The organism is Pontibacillus halophilus JSM 076056 = DSM 19796, assembly GCF_000425205.1.
Taxonomy (GTDB): Bacteria; Bacillota; Bacilli; order Bacillales; family BH030062; genus Pontibacillus_A; species Pontibacillus_A halophilus.
Map to the genome: position 1 here is coordinate 211,979 of NZ_AULI01000008.1, position 12,235 is coordinate 224,213.

General features: G+C 45.3%; 9 protein-coding genes, 1 pseudogene and 1 riboswitch. Of the genes and pseudogenes, 4 read left to right on the plus strand and 6 right to left on the minus strand.

The annotated features are described in order from the left end of the window. Positions 1–127 precede the first annotated feature (127 nt). The 4 genes and pseudogenes from H513_RS19970 to H513_RS0109670 all read right to left on the minus strand — a co-directional run bounded on the left by H513_RS19970 (position 128) and on the right by H513_RS0109670 (position 3,643). A pseudogene (locus H513_RS19970) lies at positions 128–1,494 on the minus strand (DUF711 family protein). 14 nt (positions 1,495–1,508) lie between these two features. Next, the gene (locus H513_RS0109660) at positions 1,509–1,784 is read right to left on the minus strand and encodes an ACT domain-containing protein (RefSeq protein WP_026800567.1); all 276 of its coding nucleotides are present in this window, start codon (positions 1,782–1,784) and stop codon (positions 1,509–1,511) included. Between the two features lie 104 nt (positions 1,785–1,888). After that, a riboswitch (glycine riboswitch) is annotated at positions 1,889–1,964 on the minus strand. 93 nt (positions 1,965–2,057) lie between these two features. Continuing rightward, the gene (locus tag H513_RS0109665; RefSeq protein ID WP_026800568.1) at positions 2,058–3,263 is read right to left on the minus strand and encodes an MFS transporter; all 1,206 of its coding nucleotides are present in this window, start codon (positions 3,261–3,263) and stop codon (positions 2,058–2,060) included. Positions 3,264–3,361: 98 nt separating this feature from the next. Then, positions 3,362–3,643: a hypothetical protein gene (locus tag H513_RS0109670; protein ID WP_026800569.1), complete on the minus strand. Its 282-nt coding sequence runs from the start codon at positions 3,641–3,643 to the stop codon at positions 3,362–3,364. Positions 3,644–3,840: 197 nt separating this feature from the next. Here H513_RS0109670 and H513_RS0109675 point away from each other — a divergent pair, with 197 nt between their 5' ends. The 3 genes from H513_RS0109675 to H513_RS0109685 all read left to right on the plus strand — a co-directional run bounded on the left by H513_RS0109675 (position 3,841) and on the right by H513_RS0109685 (position 5,078). Then, a complete protein-coding gene (locus H513_RS0109675) occupies positions 3,841–4,152 on the plus strand; it encodes an ArsR/SmtB family transcription factor (RefSeq protein ID WP_026800570.1) in 312 nt (103 codons plus the stop codon). A 49-nt stretch (positions 4,153–4,201) separates the two neighbouring features. Continuing rightward, positions 4,202–4,567, plus strand: a complete 366-nt coding sequence (locus H513_RS19975) for an ArsI/CadI family heavy metal resistance metalloenzyme (RefSeq protein ID WP_036770565.1) — start codon at positions 4,202–4,204, stop codon at positions 4,565–4,567. Positions 4,568–4,763: 196 nt separating this feature from the next. After that, complete coding sequence (locus tag H513_RS0109685; protein ID WP_026800571.1) at positions 4,764–5,078, plus strand: hypothetical protein; 315 nt, start codon at positions 4,764–4,766, stop codon at positions 5,076–5,078. A gap of 43 nt (positions 5,079–5,121) precedes the next feature. Here the strand turns inward: H513_RS0109685 and gltD are convergent, their stop codons facing one another. After that, positions 5,122–6,609, minus strand: coding sequence for a glutamate synthase small subunit (gene gltD / locus H513_RS0109690; protein ID WP_026800572.1), 1,488 nt, complete (start codon positions 6,607–6,609; stop codon positions 5,122–5,124). 16 nt (positions 6,610–6,625) lie between these two features. Then, on the minus strand, positions 6,626–11,188 hold the full coding sequence (gltB, locus tag H513_RS0109695; RefSeq protein ID WP_036770562.1) for a glutamate synthase large subunit: 4,563 nt from the start codon (positions 11,186–11,188) through the stop codon (positions 6,626–6,628). A gap of 135 nt (positions 11,189–11,323) precedes the next feature. Between gltB and gltC the strand changes: the two genes are divergently transcribed. After that, entirely contained in the window at positions 11,324–12,229 is a 906-nt protein-coding gene (gltC, locus tag H513_RS0109700; RefSeq protein ID WP_026800574.1) for a glutamate biosynthesis transcriptional regulator GltC, read from the plus strand. Positions 12,230–12,235 lie beyond the last annotated feature (6 nt).

A 12,235-nucleotide genomic window follows, 5' to 3' on the forward strand; every position in this document is an offset into this window, starting at 1 on the left:
TCTTTCTAGAAATAAGAATACATCTACTATTAGCATCATAAACAAAATTCTCTAAATAGGGATACATTTAATACAAAAAGCGCAAACCCAAACCGGATTTACGCTTAACATTAAATATCCCTTTATATTAATTAATCAATGATTGCAGCGGCGCAGGAATCCTTCCCCCCCCCCCCGTTTCATCAGTCCTTCGGATGAGTAAGGATTAACGCCCATCACCGGTGCTCTTCCTAAGAGACCCCCGAATTCAACCATGTCGCCTTCTTGCTTGTTCGGAACTGGAATAACGCGTACGGCTGTCGTTTTCTTGTTGATCATTCCGATGGCGGCTTCATCGGCGATTATGCCTGACAATGTACTTGCGGGTACATCTCCGGTTAGGGCAATCATATCAAGACCAACAGAACAAACGCACGTCATAGCTTCTAGCTTAGCTAAGCTTAACGAGCCATCTTGAACTCCTTGAATCATACCGTTGTCTTCACTTACCGGGATAAAGGCACCACTTAATCCACCAACGTAGGAACTTGCCATAGCTCCGCCTTTCTTCACGGCGTCATTCATAAGTGCCAATGCGGCAATTGTACCGTGAGTCCCAACGCGCTCTAACCCAATTTCCTCAAGGATTCGTGCAACGCTGTCGTTCAACGCATTGGTAGGGGCAAGGGATAGGTCTAGAATTCCAAATGGAACTCCAATGCGTTCCGCCACAGTTCGGCCAACGAGTTCCCCCGCACGAGTAATCTTGAATACAGTGCGTTTAATTACCTCAGACACTTCGCCTAAGTCGGCTTCTGGATGCTTCTTCAATGCGTTCAATACCACACCAGGTCCACTGACACCAACATTTAGGACGGCTTCCCCTTCACCAGTCCCGTGGAACGCTCCTGCCATGAACGGGTTATCTTCCACAGGGTTTGCGAATACGACAAGCTTGGCACAAGCAATGCCATCTTGGTCCGCTGTTCGTGTTGATGCTTCTTTAATAATCTCACCCATTTGCTTCACAACGTCCATGTTGATTCCTGCTCTCGTCGTTGCGACGGACACGGATGCACATACCCGTTCCGTTACCGATAGTGCCTCTGCTAACGAATCAAGCAACGTCTGTTCACTTTTCGTTACTCCTTTATGAACAAGTGCAGAGTATCCACCAATAAAGTCAACGCCACTATCCTTGGCAGCTTTGTCTAGTGTCTTCCCGAGCTCAATGGCTTCCTCTCTTGTTGCGTGCCCTAGGATTTCTGCAATGGGGGTTACGGATATTCGTTTATTAATAATCGGCACTCCGTATTCTTGTTCCACCTGCTCAGCCATTGGTTTCAAGGAAGACGCATAGTATAAAATTTTGTCATAGACGTCCTTCCTCATTTGTACCTGATCTCGATTGGCGCAATCTCTGAGATCGATTCCGATTGTAACCGTGCGGATGTCTAAGTTCTCCATTTGAACCATACGAATCGTTTCTGTGATTTCATGTAATCCGATGTTCATCTACATCCCCCCCCTTAAATCCGGTGCATTTCCTGAAAGACTTCTTCTAATTGTAGATGGATTTGGACGCCCATCTCTTCCCCTATTGCATTGAGCAATTCACGAACCTCTTCTAGTCGATTGGAGTTCGTCACATCAATCACCATCATCATTGTAAAGAACTCCTCTACAATGGTCTGGCTGATATCCAGTACATTAAATCCGTTCTCGGCGAGTACCGTAGTTACTTTCGCAATAATTCCTACTTGATCTTTCCCAATGACGCTGACAACTGCACGTTTTCGATTCAATGGATCGTTCCTCCTTGTCATAAACATAAAAAAAGAGATTGGAAGTTCTCCAATCTCTTACAAAGCGGTATCGATTCCAGATACACCATGCCGTCTATGTATCTGAGTACGATTCTGTCCGTTTGCCTGAGATTGTGAACCCTTCGGCGCTGCACATGCAGTCTCTCCAGAATTGGCTCCAGCTGTAGTGTGACCCACAGCCTTCTATGCCTGATATGTTTAGTTGTGTTGTATCATACCAGTGGACGACTAAACGGTCAATACGTAATCTGCCTAAGTCGATTCCTTTGACGGTGGATTAATTAAGAAGAAAGTAAAGACCAACACAAGCGCCACAAGCACAGCGAAAGTTACATAAATATAATTTGGAAGGTGCTTCATCATAAGAGCTGCAATAGGAGGACCGAGCGCAACACCAATAAACCGCATGCTGCTATACAAAGACGTAATGGTGCCACGTTCTTCTTTCGGGATTCCTTCTGTAATAAATGCATCAAGGCAAGGAAGGGCAATTCCAATCCCTACACCTCCGATGGATAACCACGTCGTATAATGGATCAGACCTCCGCTTTCTCTTATAAAGAAAAATGCTCCTGCCGTAAGAAGACTTCCGATGAGAAGGAGAATTTTCATGCGCTTCTGATCACTGCCAATCTTACTTCCAGAAACGTATGAGGCAATGCAAAGGAACAAGAGTGGCACAGCTAACCAAAGCCCCTTCACGTAGCCTGTCTTGTTAAACTCGTCTTCAAGTAAGCTAGAAAAATGAAATAAAAATGCAAATAATACAAAGATAAGAATACCGCCCGCGAGAAATACACCGGTAAGCCAGCGCGCATCCTGCTTGAGCAATTCCTTCACCTTCTTCAAGAAGGCACGAAACGATTGTTTCTCTTCTTCTTGGTCTTCCTTTGGAACTGACACCAAGAAAACAATAAGCAACACGGCAATGAGGGCCAGGACTGGAATCGCCACAAATGGCAAATACCAAAGCGCAACCGCCAGAAACGCACCAAGAACGGGGCTCAACACTTTCCCAAATGTATTGGCCGTTTCAATAATCCCTAACCCCTTGCTCACTTCCTCCTCGCTCTCATACAAATCCCCTACCATAGGCATGACAACTGGAAAGGCGCCAGATGCTCCAATCCCTTGTATGAAACGACCTATAAGAATGAACAAGTATGGTTCACTCATTTGCCAAGCTGCGTAGCTTGCAATTACACCACCAACCGCCACAATCAACAGACAAGGAACCATGACCTTCTTCCTTCCAAGTCGGTCCGACAAGTACCCAGCCACAGGTATGAGCGGGATGGTCACAACTGAATAAATGGTAATAATTAAGCTCGATTGGAAAGAAGTAATTCCAATCTCCTTCTCCATTAACGGCAAGACCGGGATAAGCATTGAGTTCCCTAGCGTCATAAGGAGAGGTATCGAGGCTAGCGCCCATAAATCCCATTTCTTCTTATCCACAACCCGCACTCCTCACAAAGTAGAGATTTAGTCACTTTACTTTGTGATAATTAGAGAACCAGTATACACACCGTGACCTTTCCGTTTATTGGAACGTGTTAGCCTGTCCCTTTCAACTGTTTAAATGCCTCGATAAATTCATCAGGATTCCTGTGTACATTAAAGGTGAACACACCTTGATTCGTATGAACGTATAAGGTGAAGAAGCGTCCTGCCATCCGCTTCACTGACAAATCGTACACATGCTGAATATGGAACTGTTTCTGTTCAAATTTAACACATCCCTCATGTAGCTCTATGGATTCCTCCACCTCAGAGTAGAGTTGCTTTGCGTTTTCAATTTTCCTTTCGACTCTTACGTACGGTTGAGACGCAATCATGTCCTAACCTCCTCCGAACTTATTTCGCGCTCCATTTAGTGTACCACGGAGCCGGGAACGTATGAGAACCGTGGGTACCAAGCGAGGTGTTGATTAAATAGTCAGACGAATCACTTGAACTTCCGAACGGAACAGTATATATTTAATTCATCAAGAAAATTTGATTAAAGGATTGGAGGGCTCACCCCATTATGGAAATGAAATCGAATGTGGCAACACGACCACTCACAGAAACATTTGAACACTATGAGAAGCGATTTAAAGCACTTGCAGACAAGAGACGCCTCCACATACTCCATGAGATTACGACTTACGGTGAAGTATGCGTCTGCGACCTAGCTGCTAAGCTCGAGCTCCCACAATCTAAACTGTCCTACCACTTGAAGCTCCTACTTGACGCAAACTTAATCGTAAAGGAAACACGAGGTACTTGGAGCTATTATTCCCTACACAATGAAGCAATCAACCATCTATTGTCAGAAGAACTATGCTGCTTGTTCCGGGGTTAGTCTTCCTATCCACAATTAATCAAAATAAATTGATGAACGGAGGGTGTTTATGCTTGTACATGTTGGGTTAAATGTAAGCAATTTAGACAAATCGGTGAGTTTCTACAATGACGTCTTCGGTGAAGAACCTGTGAAAGAAAAGGTAGATTACGCAAAGTACCTTCCTGAGGGTCTTCAGTTAAACTTCACATTAAATACATCAGAGAGTACAAAAGGCAATCAGGTGAACCATTTCGGCATTCAAGTTGAGAATCAAGATGAAATTCAGTCTCAGAAGAACCGTCTGGAGAAACTCGGCTATTTCACGAAAGACGAGATGAACACGAGCTGTTGCTATGCCTTACAGGATAAATTTTGGGTCACAGACCCTGATGGGAATGAGTGGGAGTTCTTCTATACGAAGAAGGATGAATAGAGAAGGTAAAGGCACCTATAAGGTAGGTGCTTCTACCTTTCTTAACTAATCACTAGTGTTTACAAAATAAAAATAGTCACAAAAAAGTAATTTAGTGGTAAAATAGTCACAGTAAAAAAGAACGATGATCGAGCATTTTATTCCTTATCCAATTTTCACTTATTCTTTTTTAACTACATAATAAGGATGTTGATTTATGAAAGTTGTGCTTCAAAACGAAGGCGGAGTAACGAAGCAAGTTAAATGCGGATTTAGTTGGACGACGCTCTTCTTCGGATTCTTCCCAGCATTATTTAGAGGGGATTTAAAATGGGCTGCCATCATGTTCATAACCGCTCTTGTACTCGGTTCATTCACATTCGGGGTTGGTGGTTTCATTGCAGATGTTGTGTTTGCTTTCACGTACAACAAGACATACATTAAAGAGCTAATTGAAAAGGGCTACCGTCCAGCTGATGATGAGTCACGTGCGATTCTACAGCAACATGATATTGTGTCTAAGACTGCTTAACACACAAAGAAGCACACCAATTACGGTGTGCTTCTTTCATATACTATGCCGGAAGCACAGAAGCTCCCATCAAATAGTGGTCCACTCTTTTCGCAACTCCACGACCTTCGTTAATTGCCCATACAATCAAGCTTTGGCCACGGCGCGCATCTCCAGCAGCGAAGACCCCTTCTAGGTTTGTCTCGTAGTGTTCGTACTGTGCATCAATGCGGCCACGTTCTGTCGTAGTGACGCCAAAGTGTTTTAATACTGGTTGTTCAGGACCTTCAAAACCGATGGCAATGAAGACGTATTGAGCAGGCCATACCTTTTCAGTGCCTGGAATTTCTTCAAATTTGTATGTGCCGTCTGCTTGTTTCTCCTTCTTCATATGAATTGTGTGTACTTCTTTCAAATGACCTTCTTCGTCTTTCACCATCTTCTTCGTCTGGATGGAGTATTGACGAGGATCCTCACCAAATACGGATTCGGCTTCCTTGTATGCATACTCAAGGGTAAAGACATTCGGTGGTTCTGGCCACATGTTGTCTGCATTGCGGTCAGATGGCAGCTTAGGGTGCTTACCAAATTGAACAACGGAACGACACTGTTGACGAAGTGCGGTTGCAACACAGTCAGCTCCTGTATCTCCCCCACCAATGACGATAACGTCCTTTCCTTCTACATCAATGTAGCTTTCGTCCGCATCAAATTCTTCAAAACGCTTCTTCGTAGAAGCCGTTAAATACTCCATCGCCTCATGTACGCCTTTCGCATCGCTACCTTCTAACGTAAGCTGACGATGCTTCTGGGCACCAGTACATAGAATCACAGAGTCATACTGTTCCCGAAGTTCTTCTGCTGTTACGTCCTTCCCGATTTCAGTGTTACACACGAACTCGATGCCTTCTTGACGAAGTAGCGTAATCCTACGAGCCACCACATCCTTATCAAGCTTCATGTTCGGAATACCGTAGACAAGCAACCCACCAGGACGGTCCGCCCGTTCGTACACCGTAACGGAATGTCCAACTTGATTGAGTTGGTCTGCCGCTGCGAGCCCTGCAGGTCCAGAACCTACGATGGCAACTTTCTTGCCTGTACGTGATTCAGGAATACGCGGAGTGATCCATCCATTCTCAAACCCTTTGTCAATAATGGCACGCTCAATATTCTTAATGGCAACTGGTGGCTCGTTAATCGCTAACGTACATGACCCTTCACATGGAGCCGGGCATGCTCTTCCTGTAAATTCTGGGAAGTTGTTCGTCATTAAGAGACGCTCCAGTGCTTCTTTCCATTTCCCTTTATAGACAAGGTCATTCCACTCCGGGATTAGGTTATTGATTGGACATCCTGAGGCAACTCCGCGTACTTCCATTCCTGTATGACAGAACGGAATGCCACAATCCATACAACGTGCTCCCTGTCGCTTTAGCGTATCATCAGAAAAGGGAGAGCTGTACTCATCCCAGTCCTGAATACGAGCGCGCGGGCTTCGTTCCTCTGCTTCTTCACGAATGATTTCCATAAATCCTGTTGATTTTCCCATCGTTCTCTCCCCTTTCTTAGTTCACTAACGGCTCTTTCATTTGGTCGGGTGCAGCATCGTTCATCTTCTGGCCAGTTTTATTTAGAAATGCACGTAGTACCGCATCCTTCTCGGAATAGCCTAGTTGACGTTGTTCTTCAATATGGCCAAGCATTTCTTTAAAGTCTTTCGGAATCACCTTCACGAATTGTGCGACGGACGTTTCCCATGTGCTGAGTAGGCGTGACGCTTTCAGGCTACCTGTATGAAGATAATGGTTACGAACAAGTCTCTTAAGCTCTTCCATCTCTTCTTTGTCTTGGAGTGATTCAAATTCAATCATGCCGTCATTACATAATGACTGGAACTGGGCTTTGTCTTCTGCGAATACATACGCAGTTCCACCAGACATTCCTGCTCCGAAGTTCTTGCCGACTTCACCAAGGACAACGACACGACCGCCTGTCATGTATTCACACCCGTGATCACCGACGCCTTCAACCACAACGTCCGCTCCACTATTTCGGACTGCAAATCGTTCTCCTGCATATCCATTGATATACGCCTCACCTGCTGTTGCTCCGTAAAACGCAACGTTTCCAATGATAATGTCGTTACTCGAAGCATTCACTTGTCTTGGTGCTGCCACGGCAATCTTTCCTCCAGATAGACCTTTACCTACATAGTCGTTGGCATCGCCCGTTAACAAGATAGATATGCCTTTCGGTAAGAAAGCGCCTAGACTCTGCCCTGCTGAACCTGTAAATCGGAGGCGAATCGTATCATCTGGCAATCCCTTTGCTCCGTATCGTTTCGTCACTTCACTGCCCACAATCGTTCCCACTACGCGGTTCACGTTTCGTATTTTCGACTCCACTTCAATTCTCTCGCCAGTTTCAATTGAGCGTTGTACTTTCGGGAGTAACGTGTTCAAATCAAGTGACGCATGTATCTTATGATCCTGCTCTGTACGGAATACGCGACCACCTTCTACGCGGTGCAACAATCTAGTTAGATCAAGATGTTTCGCTTTCCAGTGTGAGGATGCCCGTTCACTAACACCTAGCACATCTGTACGCCCAACCATCTCATCCATAGACCTAAACCCTAACTCCGACATATATTCACGCACTTCTTGTGCAACGAAACGCATGTAGTTGACGATATGGTCTGGGCTACCCATGAACTTTGCACGAAGCTCTGGATTTTGAGTAGCTACTCCGACTGGACAGGTATCTTTATGGCACACACGCATCATGATACACCCAAGTACAACGAGTGGCGCTGTACCAAAGCCAAATTCTTCTGCTCCGAGTAAAGCTGCCATTACAACATCTTTACCTGTCATCAGCTTTCCATCCGTCTCAAGTGTGACTCGCTCACGAAGATTGTTTAGCATCAACGTTTGATGCGCTTCAGCAAGGCCGAGCTCCCACGGCAGACCTGTATGCTTGATACTCGTCTTTGGTGAAGCTCCGGTTCCACCGTCATATCCACTAATCGTAATTACGTCGGCTGCCCCTTTAGCAACACCAGCTGCAATGGTTCCTACACCAGATTTAGCTACGAGCTTAACATTAATCCGCGCAGCCCGATTCGCGTTCTTCAAATCGTGGATGAGTTGGGCCAAGTCTTCAATAGAATAGATATCATGGTGTGGAGGCGGGGAAATTAACCCAACGCCTGGTGTGGACCCACGTACTGCCCCTACCCAAGGATAGACTTTCTTCCCTGGCAGTTGACCGCCTTCTCCAGGCTTCGCTCCTTGTGCAACTTTGATTTGAATTTCATCGGCATTGACTAAATAGTGACTGTTTACACCAAATCGTCCGGAAGCAACTTGTTTAATGGCACTACGTCTTAAATCACCATTCTCATCAACCGTGTAGCGATCTGGGTCTTCTCCACCTTCACCGCTGTTACTCTTTCCGCCTAGGCGGTTCATTGCAATGGCCAATGCTTCGTGAGCTTCCTGGCTTAGAGAACCAAATGACATGGCGCCAGTCTTGAATCGCTTGACAATGGAATCAACAGACTCGACCTCTTCAAGAGGAACAGCGTCGCGCTTCTTGAATTGGAACAAGTTTCTAAGGAAGCTCATCCGCTCTTCGTTCGCAGCTGTGGAGTACTCTTTGAATAACGAGTAATCCTCTCTACGACACGCCCACTGGAGGGTATGAATCGTCTTTGGATTAAACGCATGGAATTCTCCATTATGGCGCCACTGGAAGTCACTTCCTGAGTCAAGTGCTGTACTTAATACATCCTGATAAGCAGTGTCATGGCGACGAATTGCTTCTTCTGAAAGAACATCTAACCCTACTCCACCAAGCTGGGATGCAGTTCCCGTAAAGTATTCATCCATGACCGATTGGCCAATGCCAACCGCTTCAAAGATTTGTGCACCACGATAACTTTGAACCGTTGAGATTCCCATCTTAGACATAACCTTCACAATTCCAGTTGTAACGCTCGACATATAGCGGTCTACAGCCACATCTAATTCGAGATCTAAATGTTCTTGGTCAATCATATAGCGAAAGCTTTCGTATGCGAGATATGGATAAATTGCGTCTGCTCCATATCCTATTAGCGCGGCAAAGTGGTGAACTTCTCGCACTTCTCCTGACTCAACGAGAATACTCGCCTTCGTCCGCACGCCTTTCTTCACAAGATGCTGATGTAGTGCACTCACAGCGAGAAGAGGTGGCACAGGAACGAGGTCTTTATTCATACCTTTATCAGATAGGATTAACAGACTTGCTCCGTCTTTTAGGGCTTGTTCCGCTTCCTCACAAATTAACTTTAGTTCTTCTTTCAAATCCTGACGGAACAACACATTGATGGTATGACTCTTGAATTCAGCCACATCATTGTTACGGATATGATCCACTTGGCTGTATGAAAGAACTGGAGAATCCACTTGAATCCGTCGGCAATTGGATGCATCTGGATGGAGAATGTCCCCTTCTGCTCCAAGTAACGTCATCGTAGAAGTCACAAGCTTCTCTCGAAGGGAATCAATTGGCGGATTCGTAACTTGAGCAAACAGCTGCTTGAAATAATTAAACAGCGACTGCGGTCGGTCAGATAGTACAGCAAGTGGCGCATCATTCCCCATAGCTCCGATAGGGTCTTTGCCTTCTGTAACAAGAGGGAGCAAATACTTATCAAGGTCTTCATACGTATACCCGAACGCTCGCTGACGAAGGAAGATCTCTTCAGCAGATTCTTCTTCGACAAGGCGGCTTCCACGTTCAAGTTTCAGTAGATTCTCATCTAACCACTGTTGATAAGGCTCCGCACTCGCCATTTGAGATTTAATTTCTTCATCCGAAATTATGCGATGCTCTTCTAAGTCAATCAGCAGCATCTTACCTGGACTTAGACGATTCTTATATAGAATGTTGTCCTCTTCTAAGTCGTCAATGACACCCACTTCTGAAGAGTAAATAATCATATCGTCCTTCGTTACATAGTAACGGGCAGGTCGAAGTCCGTTACGGTCAAGGATGGCTCCGATTTGCTTGCCATCGGTAAATGTGATAGATGTCGGGCCGTCCCATGCTTCCATCATAGAGCTATGGTATTCATAAAAGGCACGACGTTCTGGACTCATGTGCGGATTTTGTGCCCACGGTTCAGGGATAAGCATCATTGCCGTATGAGCGGGCGAACGCCCTGCTAATACAAAGAATTCGAATGCGTTATCCAAGATAGAGGAATCGCTCCCAGACTCATTTAAGATCGGAAGAAGCTTCTCTAAATCATCCCCAAATGCATCTGAAGCAATTTGGTGTTCCCGCGCCTTCATCCAGTTCGTGTTCCCACGCATCGTGTTGATTTCTCCATTATGGATTAAGTAACGGTTCGGGTGAGCACGTTCCCAACTTGGGAATGTATTCGTACTAAAGCGAGAATGCACTAATGAGAACGGAGATACGAAGTCCTCATCCTGTGTATCGAGGTAAAACTGGTCAACCTGCTCAGGTAAGAGCAACCCTTTGTAGACAATCGTACGACTCGATAGGCTGGCGAAATAAAATTCCCGGCCATGTTGATTAGACCAGTTAGCTGCTTGCTTACGAATGACATACAATTTCCGTTCAAACGCTAAGTCATCCTGTAGCTCATCAGATGCTCCGATGAACACTTGGCGGATAACAGGAACTGTATCCTTGGCTGATTGTCCTAATTTTCCGACATTTATAGGTACATCTCTCCATCCTAGAAGAGATTGCCCTTCTTGTTCTATATACGCCTCAATTTTCGCCTCTGATTCAGCACGGTGTTCATCATTCCCAAAGAAAATCATCCCAACTCCGTATCGTCCTTGTTCAGGTAGCTGAATTGGAGACATAACTTTGCTAAAATAAGTGTGAGGGATTTGAATCATGATCCCTGCCCCGTCTCCAGTATAGGGGTCACTTCCTTGCCCGCCCCGGTGGTCTAGCTGGCAAAGCATATGCAGTCCCTTTTGAACAATCTCATGTGTCGCTTCGCCCTTTAAGGAAGCATACAACCCAATTCCACATGCATCATGTTCAAATTCAGGATGATATAAGCCTTGCGCGTCCGGCATCTTGTTATATGATGTCATTGATACAACCTCCCACGTTCGGTCTATATTTCAACAGTCTCTTGTAATCATTGTAAGTTTTCAAAATGTTCTAAACAATATATAATATAGAACAAACCTATCTAATATTGATATGTATCAGGGAGGAAGCCTATTGTGGAGCTACGTCAGCTGTATTATTTCATTGAAGTGGCGGAACGAGAGCACATCTCAGAAGCCGCCCATCATCTACACGTGGCTCAGTCAGCCGTAAGTAGACAAATCAGCAATCTTGAAAGCGAACTAAATGTTCAACTGTTTGAGCGCGAAGGTCGAAACATTAAGCTAACCCCCATCGGCCGTATCTTTGCAGACTATACGAAGACAGCCTTGAAAGCCATCGATGAAGCTACAAAGCAAGTCGATCAGTACCTTGATCCTCATCGAGGTGTTATTCGAATTGGATTCCCAACAAGTCTCGCAGGGCATCTGCTCCCTACCGTCATTTCGTCATTTAAAGAGAACTACCCAAACGTTGCCTTCCATCTCAGACAAGGTTCTTACCACTATTTAATTGATGCTGTGAAAAGCCGGGAGATTGACCTCGCTTTCCTTGGTCCAGTTCCTAAGGATGACCCTCAAGTTACGAGTCATATCCTTTTCACTGAGAACATCTCAGCCCTCCTTCCCATTCATCATAGACTGGCAGACCGGGACCGTATTCTTCTAAGTGATTTGCAATCAGACGATTTCGTCCTCTTTCCTGAGGGATTTATCTTAAGAGACATCGTCATTAACGCATGCAAGCAGGCTGGGTTCACACCGAAGACAATGTCTGAAGGGGAAGACTTAGATGCGATTAAAGGGCTCGTATCAGCAGGAATTGGAGTTACGCTCTTACCAGAGAGCACGTTCTACCACTCCGTCCCACGTTACACAGTTAAACGCCCCATTGAAATCCCACAAGTTAGGAGAACCGTTGGCATTATTACGCCAAGCACAAGAGAACTAGCCCCTTCTGAGAAGGTCTTCTACTCCTTCGTGAAAAATTTCTTCTCACGGCTTGAGCGCTTTGAGTCGTAGCTTTTT